The organism is Martinezella sp. CNPSo 3957 (assembly GCF_057784395.1).
Genome location: NZ_JBXSOU010000002.1, coordinates 175,177 through 190,981 on the forward strand (window position 1 = coordinate 175,177; position 15,805 = coordinate 190,981).

A 15,805-nucleotide genomic window follows, 5' to 3' on the forward strand; every position below is an offset into this window, starting at 1 on the left:
GAGAACTAAGTATGCGAGCTTTACAGATCAGCGTTTTGAAGGACGGGATTGATGACGCTCAGCACTTCGGCCACGCCAACGATCCGTGAACCTTCCGCTACCTGCAATCTTCTTCCTGTCCAAAGTGAGTGGGGATATGCCGCGGGCGACAAAAGCCACACTTTAGCCAACGCCCGTTGTCCTGTGAGAACCCGCTCCACTCCGACAAATTCGTGATGTGCCGAGGTCCAATAGTCGTCATGAATCTCATATGTCGGCCGATAACCGGACAGGACAATTTTTGTGCTGCCGTCGAAACGAAGCGATGTCAGTTCGAACATCACTTCGATATCGGGCTGAGTTGACGGGTGGCTCATATTGAAATTCCTACGCCCAAGCTGAACAAGCAGGCATCGCCATCCTGTCAATATGCGACGCCATATCGGCGTGAAAAAGCTGCTCGTGCTTCAATTTCGGCTATTTGGGAAGTTGGATACATGCCGTCACTGGGAAGCGTAGCCCAGCCTTCGGCTATGATCTTGCCGTCATACTGCGACACATAATGATACTGCTCTGCATAGGCATAGAGGCCATCTTCCCTCTGAAGGATAACCATTCGGCGCTTGGGATGGAGGGCAGTACTTATTTCCGCGATGTCCAATTCTTTCGCAATCTGCATCAAGCTCCCCAATGGGCATTGGATTTAATCATTTGAGGGGTCGGCTACGCGGCCTTCGGTCTGCCGTTCTGACGTGGCCGGTAATGCGCATGCATCAAGAGCGGGTCGCGCTGGCTTGCCCGAAGCAGCATCTTGACGGCATGGCTAACCGGCGCGCCGGCACGATAGTTCTTCCATGTCCGGAGCGTGACCCCAAGGAAGTCCGCCGCCTCATTATTGGAGAGCCCAATTTCTTCCTGCCATTTCCGCAAATCCTCAGCATTAAAATCGCGCTGGTCTTCGGCGATCTGGAAAAGGTGATAGGCATCGATCGCCAAGTCTTCGCCGCTCCATTCCACCGTTGCGCCATAGTCCGTGACTTCGGCGGTTTTCCAGACATCGGGAGACTTGAGGGGGGCGAGCAATTCGCCGCTGGTCGCAATCCAGCCGACTAGGTTTGCGGAAACCTCAGCGCCACCCTTCCACTTGATTGCCAGCGTCATGTTTGACGTCGGCGTTACGCTTTCAATTCGCGGCATGTCCATTTCTGTTTCCCTTCTTTAAGCGATCGGAAAGCGGGGATTGGTCCGGTTCCACTCGGCGGCAATAGCTGCCTTGTTCTTCGCTGCCCATTCGAGGGCGGTGTCTTGCGCCTTGCGTGCGAGCTTACCACGCAGGATTTCCAGTGTCGCGATGTCCACAAGAGCATCCCCATCCGGGGTGAGAATGTGGAAGTGCGGAGGCAGATGATCGTTCGCGTAAACACGAATGATGATGTTTCCGATTTGAACCAGCTTGCCCATGTGCCCCTCACTTCGATGAGGTACAACATAGGGCATATTATGCACCATGTAAAGTTACATGGTGCAATTTTTACCCCAAAATATGGAGAGAATTTATGGATCACGCGAAGTTCTTCGCGGCGGTGCGGTCGTCGTTGTTCGGTGGACGGCTTTCGGCAAATCAGGTGGACGGCATGAAGGCAATTCTTGCCGCATGGTGTGCCGCGCCGTTCGATATGCGCTGGCTCGCCTACATGCTGGCGACGGCCTATCACGAAACCGATAGGACCATGTGCGCCGTCTCTGAAAACTTGAACTATTCCGCTTCGGGCTTGCTTGCGACCTTCCCGAAATACTTCACGATTTCTCAAGCCGCCGCCTATGCGCGACAGCCGCAGCGCATCGCCAATCGCGCCTATGCGAACCGCATGGGCAACCGCAACGAGGCCAGCGGCGACGGGTGGCGCTATCGCGGTCGCGGGTTGGTGCAGATCACCGGCCGCGACAATTACGCGAAATACGGCATCGCCGAAGACCCGGACAAGGCACTCGATCCTATAAAGACCGTCGAAATTCTGTGCGATGGCATGATCATCGGGCGGTTCACCGGCAAACGGCTTGCCGACTACTTCAGCGCCACCGTCAGCGATTGGGCCGGGGCGCGCAAGATCATCAACGGCACTGATCGCGCCGCCGACATTGCCGGTTACGCCAAGAAATTCGCGGCAGCACTTGAAGCCTCGCGCTAAGCCCGCGCTGCACGCTGACCCTCGTCCGACACCCGCTCATGCGACTTCAAAAGGATCAAGCATGCTGAATTCCAATGCCCTGCATAATCTGCTGAACATCGCCATCAGTCTTTCGGGACTACTCGTTGCCATCCTGCTTGCCAGCGGCTGCACGCAGCTCCCAACCGGTACGCTGGAATGCTCACAGTCTTTCATTAGCCCGAAGATCACCGCCTATGCGATTGCTGGGCTCGCTGCATTGAAAGTCTTCGTCAACATCGGTCGCGATGGTCTGTCTGGCCTTATCAAACCGCAACCTCCTGTCCAAAAATAGAAAGGCGGGCTGATGTCCGATAAATACAACTCGCTTTATGAGCTGCTGAATGCCTGGGGTGGCGGCGCGCTTTCGACCATCGTCGGTGCAATGGTCGGCCGGGCCATGTGGCACACCAACGAGGCGCGCAAGGGTCGACGAAAATTCCTCGGCATCGAACTGCTTTGGGAGGTCCCGGTTGCTCTTGGCATGGCTTTCATCGGGGAGGGCATAGCCTCCTATTTGAATGTAGGGCAACCGGCTACCACGGGCCTGATAGCTGGGCTCGCCTATCTAGGGCCGCGCGGGACTGAAGTGCTGTTTCAGAAATGGTTTTCGAGGCGCATAGCCGGGCAATAGATCGCAAATTGAAAGCCGCCGCTGCATGCAGGGCGGCTTTTGCTGCGCTCAATATTTAATATCAATCTTCGGGCGGCGCACCATCGATTTTGTTTCTTAACCGGAAATGCGGCTTAACCTTTACGGTGCCAGCGGGATCTCCGCGATGCGCTTTGATTTCCAATTCGTAGCGCCCGTACCCAGTATCAATCATGAGGTCCGGTTCGCCGTGATCCCTTCTATTTGGCGCAACTACAGTGTAGTCCTCACCGATCCTGTGCTTGACTTCGTCGAGCAATAGTCGCTCACTTGCGCTTTCCTTGCCAGCTACAGCCTGGCTGAGCAGTTCTTGAAGCTCCTCTAAAGTCAGCCTATTCCAAATGCGTTGCTGTTCTTTCGACTTCAACCTAATCCATCGATTGCGAATAGCATTACGAACGGCCGGGTGCGCCAGCGCCTTTCTGATGACAGCTTCGTCTTGACTGTGGCGTGCAATGCTGAAGTATATAAATGGATAATCGCCAAATTCATCGATATTATCTAACGCTATTTCGAGTGTCTTTTCTCTTGATTCGCAAACAATCTTATTGTTTGGAAAGCGAAGACAGAGGATAGAGTTAGATTTTGCTTTAAATTGATAATTCGATCTATGTGAGATAATTGCCCTATCCGGAATGGATTTGCCCACATAGACAAATTCTTTGATCTGCTTATATCTATTCAAGCTTTGCAAAAAATACTGCTCGCCCAATTCGCTCCGGAACAATGGTGTGCAAAACCCCGGACCATCCGGGTTAGCTGGCATAATTGCCACGATGCTAAACGCCCGGCTATCTTCCATGGGCGATTTTCCTTAGCCTCTCAGAGATGTACTTCTTTGCTTCCGCTGCGATCAATGGGAAGCCGGCTTTGGGGTCCCAAGTCTCGACGTCATAGGCACGGACATCAATGTCCGTATCCTTGATGAAGGCTTGAAAGAGTTCTGATTCGAGCAACTCTGTTGGTAGTATAACGCATTGAAGCGCTCCCGGATTTAATTCGATGCTTTGGGGCGCGTGAACTTCAATGGTGATGCGCCTCTCATCGGCCTTAGAGAGCGCATATTTATTGTGCATCTCTCTATAGGCTGTTTGTTCGAAATCAAATGGATCTACTTTGCTCTCCTTGAGTTTTCCCTTTAGATAATTTTCATTCGTATTGTAAAAATGTAAAACTATGTCGGCAATTCTATTTCGTTCGGGCTCGACGGAAAAATCAGCAACTGCAGTTCTGTTATGGATAAATTGATCCAATATTTTATTGTGCAATGCTCCCGTATCGAACGGGTATATTCTTTTTATCTCAGATATTAAGTCTATATCAAAAACGAAACATATTGGATAGTTTGCAAGCATCACTTGCGAGCCGTCCTTTGTTCTGTATTTGTATGCTGGCCTTCCGTAGAAAAGATAGGTTATTTTCTCTCCAAAAACTTCGCATTCATCGGAAGTATTTAGCAGTTTATTTTCGATGTACACGCGAGCGTCGAAAGCTTCACATGTATGGAACAACGGCAGAAATTGATAGGTTTGATTGCTTCTCGGAATCTTCTCGGAAAATCTACTCACGGTCGGCTCAGCCCCATTTCTATAAATGCGAGAATCGCGCTTCCGTCATAAAAGCAGAGATGCAAAAATTCGACGAGTAGACACATAGCAAATTGTATTGTTTCCACCGTCGATAGGTGAAAGGGATTCCGCAGTGCCGCGAGCCTCGACGTTCACAACAATGGCGGCTCCGGGTCGTCGGGAAGGGGGGCGATGATATCGGGCCGGTTGTTCCTGACATTCCCAACGTCCTTTCCGATTTTCCACATGGTCATCAGCTCGGAGGGGAAGGGCGTCATAAGATCGGCGGGGTCCGGCTCGGGCGATAGCCAGCGCTCATAGTCTTCCGGGCGAAGGATGACGGGCATACGGTCGTGTATCGTCGCCATCAGCTCGTTGGGGCGACAGGTCACAACGGCAAATGTCCGCTTGTCCAAGCCCGTATCGCGATCCCTGTGAAGCGACCAGATGCCGGCAAGCACGAAAGGACTGCCGTCCTTCATGGCAATGGCGTAGGGTTGCTTGTTCTTGCCGGTGCCGTAGATGTCCTTCCACTCGAAAAAGCCATTGATCGGGACCAGACAGCGCTTGGACTTATAAGCTTGCCGGAACATGCCGTTCGTTTGAATGCCTTCTGCCTTGGCATTGATCGGCGCGGGCCTGCCGGATTGCTCGTCTTTCGCCCATTCGGGCACAAATCCCCATTTGGCCGATGCAAAGATGGGGCCGGTAATATCCGGTTCGCGGACGATATCCCTGATTATGATGGGATAGGATTGCGTCGGTGCGCCGTTATAGTTCGGAAAGCTATTTGAAAGTGGTTCGGTGTCGCCGGGGCCGGCGAACGAAAAGTTCAACAGCAGCTCGCGCAGCGATGCCTTGATATAGATGCGACCGCACATGCTTTCTCTCCCTAAGCCTGCTTGCCGTTCAAACGCATGATAGCGTCATAGCATTTTTCAGCACGGCACGCCGCTTCACGGGCCGTCCATTCCCAACCTGCCGACCGGTTTTCCCGCGCGGGACGCTCAACAGGTACGTGTTCAATCAGCCAAAACCATCTATCTCGTTGCGCCGTGTAATCGATTTGGAAAACCCGGCCGATGCATCTGCCATCCTTGTAGCCAACGAAGTCATTTCCGCTTCGGTCGGCCCATGTATGCCGCCATTTGTACTGAGGCTTTTCGCTGGATTTGATGGATTCAAAGCTCTGCCATCCGTTCCACTCGACTGGCTTTGGCGATTCAGGCTTTTTCTCGATCTCTGCTATCGTATAATCCTTAAGCATCATCGCCCGAACGTGATCGGCAATCAGGTCAACGACCTCTTCCCTTTCTTCCGTCGAAATGCTCGCCAGATTGAAGGCAGTTTTTTCATCCAGGCCGAGCAAGATTGTCTCGATTCTTCCGGCAATCTCTTCCGCCGTCACAGGCTGATCGCCGTTTGTGACTTGCACGGAGCGCACAAGCTCCTTCGCCATATCGCTCGCGATGTACGGCACCACCGAAAGCTTGCGACGCTTTCCAACGGCATATCCTGCAAAGTCTCGCTTCGTCTGCTTGCTGGTTCTTCCTATGCAGATGGAAGCGACAAAGCGTAGAGTTTCAAAAGCGGGCGTGGTGGAGCGGATATCGCGCGGCATGGATTTCCTCGTTTGTTGTTACTGCCGCCTGAATGTTCTTATTATGTTCTAAGGCGAATACGAGTCAAGCCTGATCGTGTGGAGGAGAATGCGCGAAAAATAGACTGGCATTTGCGACCCAATCTCGCGTAAAACTTTCAATCTCAAAAGCGGGAGCAATCTTCGGTGCGCAGCAGATTCCCAGACTATTACAGAGTAACTGATTTTGCCTCGCTGTGGTCAGAGGCAACGTTTGTCTTGGATACCAGTGTACTTTTGAGCCTCTATCGATACCCCCAGCAAGCTAAAGCTGACATGCTTGCAACACTAGAAAAAATTAAAGATCGCCTTTGGGTGCCACATCATGTGGCCCTTGAGTACCAACGAAATCGCCTCAGTGTGATTCATAAGCAAAACTCCGATTTTGACGAAACGCTTGCAAAGCTTAGGAAGCTTGAACCGCAAATAGCGGCTTTCGATGAGTTGAAGCAGCGACATTCTCTAATCGATCCAACTTCATTCTTAGACGCAATGAACGAGGCCATATCAAAGTTTCGAGCTGACCTAGAATCCCTAAAGGGAAGCCAAGCGCAAGTTCACGAAAATGACGCCATACGCGACGATATTGACGCGCTGCTATCCGGAAACGTGGGCGAAGAACCGAAGCCCGAAAACGTTGCGTCATGGCAGGAGGGTGGAAAAAAGCGATATGCCTCTAATATTCCGCCCGGATATAAAGATGCCGATAAAGGAAAGGATCAGCCAAATACCTTTGCATACGGCGGGATAGAATACCATAATATATATGGCGATTTAATTGTCTGGAAACAAATAATAGAGCATTGCGACGGTAGTAATATAAAGAAGATAATATTTGTCACGGATGATAACAAGGAAGACTGGTGGCAGATTGTGGGCGGAAAGACCATCGGTCCCCGACCAGAGCTTGTTGAAGAGATTAGGCGTCTTGCGAGAGTTACACATTTTCACATGTATAAGCCGGTCTCATTTTTGGAAAATGCAAAGCAATATCTCGATGCTCAAATCCCCAATGAGTCGATTGATCAGGTCCGCGATGTATCCAGTGCGGCGCGCCATCGCGAACTACGAATGCATGCAATCGCGGACGAAAACATGCTCTTGGACGCAGTGACCGCATGGGCGGGCGAAAGATTTGGGCCTCATGGTCTCATAAGGTTCGGTGATAGCGATAAATATATGGTTGAGCAGGACGGAAAGTATTCAAGTTTCGAGATTTGTGATGTCAGGTACATGAATCCTGCTCTCGCCAGATCAGAGGTTTTTGACAAGCTGAGCCGTGCGATAAGCATGGGTGTGACTGAGGTTTGGCAAGGGGCATACGTATTTATTGTTTCGGATGCGGAGGTTTCACTTAGGCAAGTTAAAGATCAGGCGCGACAGCTTTTGAACAAAGCTATTCGCCCTACCACAATATATTTTTCGATCGTCAATACTCTGGGTGTCATGGCTGTCACGGACGAGATCTCGAACGAGCCTGGCATTTTTGGCTAAGATAGGTGGCTGGAATGAACTGTCTGGTCGAATTCTCTGCTTCCTATGTGCTTCCTGCGTTCGGGAGAGCGGACTGAACGGTTGGCTTAACCAATTGAAATCGTTGGCGCGCCCGACAGGATTCGAACCTTTGACCTTTGGAATCGGAATGCGGAGTACGACAATAGGGTGAAGCATTCCCCATCCCACCTGCAATAATGGATCTGACTGTGACTATCCAAGGTTGCGCCGAGGGCAAGGCTGAAAATACAGGTCACCCAATGGAGTGCAAGAAAATGAGCCCAGCGGCTCACAAAAGCCGCATGCTCTTTGAAAGATTTGCCGTCCTTTGCTAAAATAGAGAAAGAATGTAATCAAAGAGCTTTCTCAGGTTGCCGACAAATGTTTTGGCTGCATCGGGCGAAGCGATCAGGCTTCCACTTAGGCCAAAACTTATTTGTGCGATTGCAGTTCCCACAAATCCTCCGAGTACTTTGATAGCATGCCTTATCTTTGCAAAACGACGGCTTGCCCCTTCCTCGCTATAGACACTGCTCGCACCCGCATCGCTAACGGCACCGGCTAAATACCCCGCGGCCCTAGCGGCTGGTTCGGTAAACACTGACGCTGCATCTGCACCGCTAAAAACACTTGCAGCCCTGTGGCTGAGTTCGCTAATGGCCTTGTCACTGAGCTTAAGAGAACTAATCTCGGGAGGGACCGCAGGGGCTTCCGGTGAGTTAGGCAGCGGTTGCACCGGCTCTAGCAGGGGCCGTAGTGCTTCATGATTTTTACACAGGCGCTCAATAGTATTCCTTGTGCTCCCCGGCCACGGTATATCCTCGTTTTCAAGGTGAACGTGAATATCTGCTATACTGTCTGTCAATATATACCAGCTCGCTGGCCGTGATTTAACCTCTTTCACAAAATGTCTTAGATCGAATTTGATCGCTTCGCCGAGATTATTGTCGAGTTCCTCCAGCGCATTCAAAGCTTTGCTTGCAAGAATTTCCTGTGCTTGCAATCTTTCTTCCAGATTGCGGGCATCTTCAACTGGAGGCTTCGATGTGGCTGGACTATCTCTTGCGGTGATAAGACCGTCCACTAACAATGCTTCCATCGGAGCAAACGATGTCAGGCGATTTTCAATCTCTTCTCGGGTAGGTGGGCGGAGCTTGTCCCTAAGCGATTGTATGAGGCGACGGAATTCTGGCGATTCTGGCGACCCATCCCACTTTTGTAAATTCAAATATTGCGTTTCCGAAAATCCATACGGAAGTGCCGCGTCATCAATGCGGACGTGTACCAGCTTGTCGTCTTTTTGCGCGCGAGACGCTTCTTCGGTTACAGCCTTCGAAGAAGTGCTATTCGCACTCCACACGGTGAGTACTGCGGCGGCGGAATCGAGCTTCGACTGAATGGAAGAGCGCCAACCATCGCCGGCTGATATGTTTTGATCCCACCATAATGGAATGCCGCCATTAGTAAGGGCCAGCCGAAGCCGATTTACTGCATCACGATCTTTGGTCGAATAAGATAGAAACACAAACTGGCCTGGCGGTGGTGAGGCTTGCTCACCCTCGACGTCGGGCTTTTCAACTTTGACCCAAACGGGCCAACTACTTGGATATGTCATCCCGGTAGGCAACTCGACGCCGGTATCGCCAAGCATGTGCATCACTTGCTGCTGTGTAAGGCCAACAGTTCCACCTAAATCCACAGTTCGGGGGTAACCGTCATAGGAAGATCGCACTACCGTGCCGCGAGTTATTGCGCCGGTTACGTCGGTTGCATAAACTAGACAATTGGTCAGAACAGTTTCAGACAGGTCGGCATTTGTCAAAATGACCTGCGTGACGTAGGAGTTCGACATATTTGCCTTAGCTAATATTGCTTTACTGAAAGTCGCGGCTTCGGCTCTTATTCCAATTAGCGAGGCTCCTGTGAGGTCAGCCTCCGTCAGGTCTGCGCCCATCAGATTGGCTCTATCAAGAACGGCACCTCTCAGAGAAGCCCCTGACAGCAATGCTCCCCGCAAATTAAAGCGGGAAAGATCGGCGCCATCGAGATCGGCATTTCGGAGGCTGGGAATAAAATGTCTATTCTCGCGCCTTTGATTCCATTCCTTTGCGCCCCCCTTAAGCCACTTCAAATGACTGGCATGCGCCATTCTAAACCTCCGGAAGAAGTCTTCCTATAGCGTATCTTTTCAATTGCATGGTTCAGTCGCTGGCAATTGTTTTTGCGACCGCTTGTCATCAAGCCAAGGGACATCCTTAAAACTTCAAATTGCAATAGTCGAGACATGTAGATCGAATTTTGACGCTTGCGGCGTCTGCCGACTAACTGTGTATTTCAAATGCCTCTCGCATCAGTTTTTGCGAGTCGGCTTGTATTAAAGCGCCAAATTGAATTCGCTTAAATCTCCAAGACCTTCAGCGCTATTTTCTGACTGTTTGGAAAGAACGAGGAGCAAAGGCAACCTTTAGAACAATGGGAAAACTCATATGGCTAACCGGGTCGTTAGCCTATTGTTCTTGTTTCATTTTGTTCGGCCCTCCGGGCCCACCAAATCCTATAATCTCGCTCGGTTTAGCTGCTCATGCAGATTGAGGGGCCGGTTAGTCGCAAGGTTCTCTATTCTCCTAATTTCCGCTCCCGTCGCGAAAATCATGGTGCGACTTCGCATCAATCGCAATTCCATGAAGCAGTGTCGATCCGGCGCAGCTTGAATGCGTTTGGCTTGGCGTTCTTTTGCCATGTCCGCGGGGGCGATCAGCATGGCTGAAATCACTTTTTTAGCGACCATGCAGGAACCAAACTCGCGATCGCCTGTTCGAAGGCGGAGGTCCGTATGGCCTCGCAATCAAACGAGAGGAGAAAGCATCATGGCTTCCCAAGGTGGATCTCATGAACAGCATGTCAAAGCCGGCCAGCAGAGTCACAAGAATACCGACACGAAGCAGGCTTCATCGAACAAAGAACAACGATCAGGCGGCGAGCGTGGCGGTTCTCACGAGCAGCATGTGAAAGCCGGTCAGCAAAGCCACAAGAAATCCTGATCTAATCCGCCGGAAACCTGCGCTCTGCGGACTTCTCGTTCTGCAGGCTATCGAGCGGACAGACCGTCCGCCGGCTTGATGGGAGGCAGAGCGCTTCTGCTTCCGTACAAAGATGACGTTGAACAATGTTGGAGGACCCCAAATGGCATCCGAGAAGACTTTGAACGATCTCTTTCTGGAAACGCTGAAAGACATCTATTACGCCGAAAAGCAAATCCTGAAGGCATTGCCCAAGATGGCGCGCGCGGCACAGGCGGAAGAAGGCAAGCAAGGCTTTCTTCATCACCGGGACGAAACCCAGGGCCATGTCGAACGTCTGGAGCAGGTGTTCGAACTCCTCGGAAAATCGGCGCGCGGCAAGACCTGCGAAGCAATTCTCGGCATCGTCGCCGAAGCCGACGAGATCATCGAGGAATTCAAAGGCACGCCGGCACTCGACGCAGGCCTGATTTCCTCGGCCCAGGCCGTCGAGCATTACGAAATCGCGCGCTATGGAACGCTCATCGAATGGGCCAAGCAGCTTGGGCTCAAGGAGGCCGTGCCGCTTCTTCAGCAGACGCTGGAGGAGGAGAAGGCTACGGACCAGAAGCTAACGAAGCTGGCGGAAACCGCCGCCAACGCGAAGGCCAAAAAGGCAGCTTAAAGCGCCGATTGCGTCCGGTTCAGTGGTGCGCTGCAGGAGCAGCGCACCGTTTGAGCACGAGGACGGCACCGAATTAAAGAGAAGGATCCGGTACCGTTCTATTATTCCGACAGCCTCGAGGAGCTATGTCAAAACACCGGCCGCATCTTGCGAGACTTGCTCCGCATATCGAAACCATCGCGGCTGGAGATATGGCAAAACAGTACGGGGCGCTTTGCTTTCGATATGGAGAGGGAAGCGTTCTCGAGGTTCTGCTCATCACGACGCGCGAGACCAAGTGGTGGATGATCCCGAAAGGATGGCCGATCATCGAGGCGCCTCATTCCAATCTAATGAGATCGCGAAAGCGAATGTTTGCGAGGACTTCGCCGCTCTCATCTACGATCTCGAATGTCATGCCATCGATCGGCTTGTTCTGGAGGATCAGCTCGGCGATCATTTCCCTGGCGGAATGGCAGGCTTCTTCCTTGGCGGCTTGCAGCGACGGCAGCTCCACTCCATCCCCGTCAATATCGACCGCATCCTCTGAACGGAGATTGAAGAAGAATTTCATAGGATTTCTCCCGCAATGCTTGCATCCTCCAATAGCAAACGCCGGGTTAGCCGTCCGGTTCCCCATGGAGCCCTTGCCGGTCGGCCTTGAAGATCGGACCGGCGGTTTTAATTGTCAGAGCCTGGATGCTGAGCATCAGCTGGAGTTGCAAGGAGGGCCGCTTGAGCACGATCGACCGCAATCTTCGCTATCCGTCATGGCATAAGGATGCGGTGATCTATCAACTGCATGTGAAATCGTTCTTCGATGCGGATGGCGATGGGTTCGGCGACTTTGCCGGGCTTACCCAAAAGCTGGATTATCTGGCCTCGCTCGGCGTCAATACGATCTGGCTGCTGCCCTTTTATCCGTCGCCGCGGCGCGACGACGGTTACGATGTTCTAGACTACAAAGGAATTAACCCGCAATTCGGCACTATCGAGGACTTCACGTCCTTGGTGGATGCGGCGCACGCGCGCGGCATGCGCGTGATCACGGAGTTGGTCATCAATCACACATCGGACCAGCATCCCTGGTTTCAGCGCGCCAGATACGCGCCGTCCGGATCTCCCGAGCGCGATTTCTATGTCTGGTCCGAGACGGATGACAAGTTCGCGGAGACACGCATCATTTTTGTCGACAGTGAAAGATCCAACTGGACCTGGGACCCTGTCGCGCGAGCCTATTTCTGGCACCGTTTCTATTCGCATCAGCCCGATCTGAATTATCGCAATCCCGAGGTCGTCGAAGCTTTGCTTGATATCATGCGCTTCTGGCTCAAGGCCGGCGTCGATGGCTTCCGGCTGGATGCCGTGCCCTATCTGGTGGAGCGGGAGAATACCAACAACGAAAATCTCCCCGAAACCCATGCACTGCTCAAGCTCATCCGAAACATGCTTGATACGGAGCACCCGGGCGTCATTCTTCTAGCTGAGGCCAATCAGTGGCCCGACGAGGCGAGGGAGTATTTCGGTGCGGGCGATGAATGCCACATGGCTTTTCATTTTCCGCTAATGCCGCGGATTTTCACGGCAATTGCCATGGGGAACGCCCAGCCGATTATCACAATGATAAACCAGACTCAGGATATTCCGAGCGATTGCCAATGGGCCATTTTCCTTAGAAATCATGACGAGCTGACTTTGGAAATGGTCAGCGAAGCCGAGCGTAATTTCCTCTGGAATACCTACGCTTCCGATGAGCGTGCGCGCCTCAATTTGGGGATCAGGCGCCGTCTTTCGCCTTTGATGGACCAGGATAGACGGCGGGTTGAGCTTCTCCACATGCTGTTGCTGTCGCTGCCGGGCAGCCCGGTGCTTTATTATGGTGACGAGATCGGAATGGGCGACAATCTCGACCTGGGCGACAGGGACGGGGTGCGCACACCGATGCAATGGTCGAATGGCCGGAATGGAGGTTTTTCCGATGCCACTTCCGACAAGCTCGCACTTCCCGTCATCGACGATGCGCAATTCGGGTATCGTGCCATCAATGTCGCGGCGCAGGAAAACGATCCGCACTCGCTTTTGAACTGGATTCGCCGCGTCCTGGCGATCCGCGCTCAGCATCCTGCATTCGCGCGAGGCTCCATACGCTTTCTCAGCACCGACAATACGGCGGTCATTGCCTATGCCAGAGAGTATCGCAATGACTGCGTGCTTTTTGCAGCCAACCTATCGAACAACGGACAGGCCGTGCGGCTGGATCTCGGCCCGTTTCTGGGTAAAACCCCTGTCGAATTGTTTGGTGAAACAAAATTCCCGATCGTCGAGCAGGCTTCCTATTCACTGACATTCCAGGCCTATGGATATTTTCTCTTGTCCTTTGAGAGCGAAGCCGAGTGCTCCGACGACTGAGCCGACTTGCGGCGCGTCGCGGGAAGACCGTCGATTTGCGTCATTCATCGCAACCTTGAAAATCGGATACTTTCACAGCGTCCAACACCGTCAAAAAGGAAAGAGAAAGATAGCGAAATGGCGGAAGAAGCGACCGCTATGATCATCGAGTTATACCAGCAAGGTATTCACGATGAGCAACAGCTTGTGCTTCTGGCGAAGGCTGCTTCTGTTGCATCGATCGCTGAAGGTGCGCTCGTCTGACAGTGCCTGCCCGGATCGGGAACATAAGCACATCTTACTTGTTGGGCCGGGAGATTTCTCAGCACTACCGATACGCAGCAAGCGGAGATGGATCATGGCAAAGACGGTTGGCGATTTTATTGTCGAGCGGCTGTACGATTGGGGCGTGCGGCGGATGTTCGGCTATCCTGGCGATGGCATCAACGGCCTTTTCGGGGCCTTGAACCGGGCCGGTGGAAAAATAGAATTCATCCAGGCTCGTCACGAGGAAATGGCTGCATTCATGGCCTCTGCCTATGCCAAATTCTCGGGCGAGCTTGGCGTGTGCATTGCGACATCGGGGCCGGGTGCCACGCATTTGGTGACCGGGCTCTATGATGCGCGGCTGGACCACCAACCGGTGCTGGCGCTTGTCGGCCAGCAGGCGCGTCGGGCGCTCGGCGGTCATTATCAGCAGGAAGTCGATCTGCCGTCGCTTTTCAAGGATGTCGCAGGCGATTTCGTCCATCAGGCATCGGCGCCCTCGCAGGTGCGTCATCTGGTCGATCGGGCGGCGCGCATCGCGCTGGCGAACAAGACGGTGACTGCGGTCATCCTGCCGAACGACTTGCAGGAGATGCCCTATGAGACCCCGCCACGTAAGCATGGCTCCGTCATGTCGGGTGTGGGGTATGCGGCTCCGAGGACCGTGCCGCACGAGATCGATCTGAAGCGCGCCGCCTCGGTTCTGAATGCGGGCAAGAAGGTTGCGATTCTGGTCGGTGCCGGCGCGCTGGGCGCAACCGACGAAGTGATCGCGGTCGCCGACCGACTGGGGGCAGGGGCAGCAAAGGCCCTGCTCGGCAAGGCCGCTTTACCGGACGATTTGACCTGGGTAACCGGCTCCATCGGCCTTCTGGGTACCGAACCGTCCTGGGACCTGATGCGGGATTGCGATACGCTGCTGGTTGTCGGATCCGGTTTTCCCTATTCGGAGTTCTTGCCCGAAGAGGGCGATGCGAAAGGGGTCCAGATCGATATCCGGCCTGACATGCTCTCTCTGCGTTATCCCATGGAGGTCAATCTTGTCGGCGATGCCCGGGAGACTTTGCAGGCACTCCTGCCGCTTCTCAAGCAAAAGCAGGACCTTGCCTGGCGCAAGCAGATCGAGACGAGCGTCGGCGAATGGTGGCGAACGCTGGAAACGCGGGCGCATGTCGAAGCCAATCCCGTCAACCCACAACGTGTCACTTGGGAGCTTTCGCCGCGTCTGCCTGACGGCGTCATCGTGACAAGCGATTCCGGCTCCTGCGCCAACTGGTATGCGCGCGATCTGCGCATGCGGCGCGGTATGATGGCGTCCCCATCGGGTGGTCTCGCATCCATGGGAGCGGCGGTGCCTTACGCGATCGCCGCGAAAGTCGCGCATCCCGATCGGCCGGTCGTTGCACTGGTTGGTGACGGCGCCATGCAGATGAACAACATGGCCGAACTAATTACCGTCGCCAAGTATTGGCGCAATTGGTCAGATCCCCGCATGGTCGTCTGCGTTTTCAACAATGAGGACCTCAACCAGGTGACCTGGGAGCAGCGCGTCATGGAAGGCGATCCTAAATTCGATGCGTCGCAACGCATTCCCGATGTTCCCTATCATCGCTTTGCCGAAATGATCGGCCTGCGTGGCATCTTCGTCGATCGGCCGGAAATGCTTGGTGCTGCCTGGGACGAGGCACTTGCCGCCCAGCAACCCGTGGTGCTCGAGGTCAAGACCGATCCGGAAGTGCCGCCGATACCGCCGCACATCACCTTCGAGCAGATGCGCAACTTAAGCGCCGCCTTACTGAAAGGAGATCCCGAGGAAAGCGGCGTGGTCAAGGGTACCTTGAAACAGGCGCTGAGTGCCGTCTTTGGTCGTCGCTAGAACACTGGGATAACTTCGGATCAGAAGTCGGCATACTCGTTTCCAGTCAAAGGAGTGGCTGCCGCGGCGCAA

Annotated in this window: 18 protein-coding genes and 1 pseudogene; 9 read left to right on the forward strand and 10 right to left on the reverse strand. The window is 53.3% G+C overall.

All coding sequences use genetic code 11. The features are described from left to right. Positions 1-20 precede the first annotated feature (20 nt). From AC13QE_RS05990 to AC13QE_RS06005, 4 genes are read right to left on the reverse strand one after another with little or no spacing between them, the layout of a single operon-like run. Positions 21-356, reverse strand: a complete 336-nt coding sequence (locus AC13QE_RS05990; protein ID WP_488483006.1) for a hypothetical protein — start codon at positions 354-356, stop codon at positions 21-23. A gap of 47 nt (positions 357-403) precedes the next feature. Continuing rightward, on the reverse strand, positions 404-658 hold the full coding sequence (locus AC13QE_RS05995) for a hypothetical protein (protein ID WP_488483007.1): 255 nt from the start codon (positions 656-658) through the stop codon (positions 404-406). 44 nt (positions 659-702) lie between these two features. After that, positions 703-1,182 (reverse strand): helix-turn-helix domain-containing protein, encoded by a 480-nt coding sequence (locus tag AC13QE_RS06000; protein WP_488483008.1) that lies wholly within the window; start codon positions 1,180-1,182, stop codon positions 703-705. A gap of 15 nt (positions 1,183-1,197) precedes the next feature. After that, positions 1,198-1,440, reverse strand: a complete 243-nt coding sequence (locus AC13QE_RS06005; RefSeq protein ID WP_310230189.1) for a DUF4160 domain-containing protein — start codon at positions 1,438-1,440, stop codon at positions 1,198-1,200. A gap of 95 nt (positions 1,441-1,535) precedes the next feature. Between AC13QE_RS06005 and AC13QE_RS06010 the strand changes: the two genes are divergently transcribed. The 3 genes from AC13QE_RS06010 to AC13QE_RS06020 all read left to right on the forward strand — a co-directional run bounded on the left by AC13QE_RS06010 (position 1,536) and on the right by AC13QE_RS06020 (position 2,820). Continuing rightward, on the forward strand, positions 1,536-2,168 hold the full coding sequence (locus AC13QE_RS06010; RefSeq protein ID WP_488483009.1) for a hypothetical protein: 633 nt from the start codon (positions 1,536-1,538) through the stop codon (positions 2,166-2,168). 61 nt (positions 2,169-2,229) lie between these two features. Continuing rightward, positions 2,230-2,481 (forward strand): hypothetical protein, encoded by a 252-nt coding sequence (locus tag AC13QE_RS06015; RefSeq protein WP_488483010.1) that lies wholly within the window; start codon positions 2,230-2,232, stop codon positions 2,479-2,481. Between the two features lie 12 nt (positions 2,482-2,493). Further along, positions 2,494-2,820: a phage holin family protein gene (locus AC13QE_RS06020; RefSeq protein ID WP_112421907.1), complete on the forward strand. Its 327-nt coding sequence runs from the start codon at positions 2,494-2,496 to the stop codon at positions 2,818-2,820. Between the two features lie 61 nt (positions 2,821-2,881). Here the strand turns inward: AC13QE_RS06020 and AC13QE_RS06025 are convergent, their stop codons facing one another. The 4 genes from AC13QE_RS06025 to AC13QE_RS06040 form a co-directional block, all read right to left on the reverse strand. Then, positions 2,882-3,640 (reverse strand): hypothetical protein, encoded by a 759-nt coding sequence (locus tag AC13QE_RS06025; RefSeq protein ID WP_488483011.1) that lies wholly within the window; start codon positions 3,638-3,640, stop codon positions 2,882-2,884. Then, a complete protein-coding gene (locus AC13QE_RS06030) occupies positions 3,630-4,316 on the reverse strand; it encodes a hypothetical protein (protein WP_488483012.1) in 687 nt (228 codons plus the stop codon). The genes AC13QE_RS06025 and AC13QE_RS06030 overlap by 11 nt, the downstream gene beginning before the upstream one ends. A gap of 242 nt (positions 4,317-4,558) precedes the next feature. Beyond that, on the reverse strand, positions 4,559-5,287 hold the full coding sequence (locus AC13QE_RS06035) for an SOS response-associated peptidase (protein ID WP_488483013.1): 729 nt from the start codon (positions 5,285-5,287) through the stop codon (positions 4,559-4,561). A gap of 11 nt (positions 5,288-5,298) precedes the next feature. Next, positions 5,299-6,027, reverse strand: a complete 729-nt coding sequence (locus tag AC13QE_RS06040; RefSeq protein WP_488483014.1) for a hypothetical protein — start codon at positions 6,025-6,027, stop codon at positions 5,299-5,301. 165 nt (positions 6,028-6,192) lie between these two features. On the opposite strand from AC13QE_RS06040, the gene AC13QE_RS06045 reads away from it, so the two are divergent. Then, on the forward strand, positions 6,193-7,539 hold the full coding sequence (locus AC13QE_RS06045) for a PIN domain-containing protein (RefSeq protein ID WP_488483015.1): 1,347 nt from the start codon (positions 6,193-6,195) through the stop codon (positions 7,537-7,539). 331 nt (positions 7,540-7,870) lie between these two features. Here the strand turns inward: AC13QE_RS06045 and AC13QE_RS06050 are convergent, their stop codons facing one another. Further along, complete coding sequence (locus tag AC13QE_RS06050) at positions 7,871-9,688, reverse strand: toll/interleukin-1 receptor domain-containing protein (protein WP_488483016.1); 1,818 nt, start codon at positions 9,686-9,688, stop codon at positions 7,871-7,873. 718 nt (positions 9,689-10,406) lie between these two features. Here AC13QE_RS06050 and AC13QE_RS06055 point away from each other — a divergent pair. Together AC13QE_RS06055 and AC13QE_RS06060 are read left to right on the forward strand one after the other, a co-directional pair. Next, positions 10,407-10,580, forward strand: coding sequence for a hypothetical protein (locus AC13QE_RS06055; protein ID WP_488483017.1), 174 nt, complete (start codon positions 10,407-10,409; stop codon positions 10,578-10,580). Between the two features lie 142 nt (positions 10,581-10,722). After that, positions 10,723-11,223 (forward strand): YciE/YciF ferroxidase family protein, encoded by a 501-nt coding sequence (locus AC13QE_RS06060; RefSeq protein WP_488483018.1) that lies wholly within the window; start codon positions 10,723-10,725, stop codon positions 11,221-11,223. A 319-nt stretch (positions 11,224-11,542) separates the two neighbouring features. Here AC13QE_RS06060 and AC13QE_RS06065 read toward each other — a convergent pair whose 3' ends face one another. After that, complete coding sequence (locus tag AC13QE_RS06065; RefSeq protein WP_132717087.1) at positions 11,543-11,776, reverse strand: DUF6894 family protein; 234 nt, start codon at positions 11,774-11,776, stop codon at positions 11,543-11,545. Positions 11,777-11,901: 125 nt separating this feature from the next. On the opposite strand from AC13QE_RS06065, the pseudogene treS reads away from it, so the two are divergent. The 3 genes and pseudogenes from treS to AC13QE_RS06080 form a co-directional block, all read left to right on the forward strand. Beyond that, a pseudogene (treS, locus tag AC13QE_RS06070) lies at positions 11,902-13,596 on the forward strand (maltose alpha-D-glucosyltransferase); the annotation flags it as partial. Between the two features lie 132 nt (positions 13,597-13,728). After that, positions 13,729-13,854, forward strand: a complete 126-nt coding sequence (locus tag AC13QE_RS06075) for a hypothetical protein (protein ID WP_488483019.1) — start codon at positions 13,729-13,731, stop codon at positions 13,852-13,854. A gap of 94 nt (positions 13,855-13,948) precedes the next feature. After that, entirely contained in the window at positions 13,949-15,733 is a 1,785-nt protein-coding gene (locus tag AC13QE_RS06080; protein WP_488483020.1) for a thiamine pyrophosphate-requiring protein, read from the forward strand. The last annotated feature ends 72 nt before the right edge of the window (positions 15,734-15,805 follow it).

Coding starts and splice junctions, on each gene's coding strand:
- AC13QE_RS05990 (WP_488483006.1), bottom strand. CDS start 356: ATGAGCCACCCGTCAACTCAGCCCGATATCGAAGTGATGTTCGAACTG.
- AC13QE_RS05995 (WP_488483007.1), bottom strand. CDS start 658: ATGCAGATTGCGAAAGAATTGGACATCGCGGAAATAAGTACTGCCCTC.
- AC13QE_RS06000 (WP_488483008.1), bottom strand. CDS start 1,182: ATGGACATGCCGCGAATTGAAAGCGTAACGCCGACGTCAAACATGACG.
- AC13QE_RS06005 (WP_310230189.1), bottom strand. CDS start 1,440: ATGGGCAAGCTGGTTCAAATCGGAAACATCATCATTCGTGTTTACGCG.
- AC13QE_RS06010 (WP_488483009.1), top strand. CDS start 1,536: ATGGATCACGCGAAGTTCTTCGCGGCGGTGCGGTCGTCGTTGTTCGGT.
- AC13QE_RS06015 (WP_488483010.1), top strand. CDS start 2,230: ATGCTGAATTCCAATGCCCTGCATAATCTGCTGAACATCGCCATCAGT.
- AC13QE_RS06020 (WP_112421907.1), top strand. CDS start 2,494: ATGTCCGATAAATACAACTCGCTTTATGAGCTGCTGAATGCCTGGGGT.
- AC13QE_RS06025 (WP_488483011.1), bottom strand. CDS start 3,640: ATGGAAGATAGCCGGGCGTTTAGCATCGTGGCAATTATGCCAGCTAAC.
- AC13QE_RS06035 (WP_488483013.1), bottom strand. CDS start 5,287: ATGTGCGGTCGCATCTATATCAAGGCATCGCTGCGCGAGCTGCTGTTG.
- AC13QE_RS06040 (WP_488483014.1), bottom strand. CDS start 6,027: ATGCCGCGCGATATCCGCTCCACCACGCCCGCTTTTGAAACTCTACGC.
- AC13QE_RS06050 (WP_488483016.1), bottom strand. CDS start 9,688: ATGGCGCATGCCAGTCATTTGAAGTGGCTTAAGGGGGGCGCAAAGGAA.
- AC13QE_RS06055 (WP_488483017.1), top strand. CDS start 10,407: ATGGCTTCCCAAGGTGGATCTCATGAACAGCATGTCAAAGCCGGCCAG.
- AC13QE_RS06060 (WP_488483018.1), top strand. CDS start 10,723: ATGGCATCCGAGAAGACTTTGAACGATCTCTTTCTGGAAACGCTGAAA.
- AC13QE_RS06065 (WP_132717087.1), bottom strand. CDS start 11,776: ATGAAATTCTTCTTCAATCTCCGTTCAGAGGATGCGGTCGATATTGAC.
- AC13QE_RS06075 (WP_488483019.1), top strand. CDS start 13,729: ATGGCGGAAGAAGCGACCGCTATGATCATCGAGTTATACCAGCAAGGT.
- AC13QE_RS06080 (WP_488483020.1), top strand. CDS start 13,949: ATGGCAAAGACGGTTGGCGATTTTATTGTCGAGCGGCTGTACGATTGG.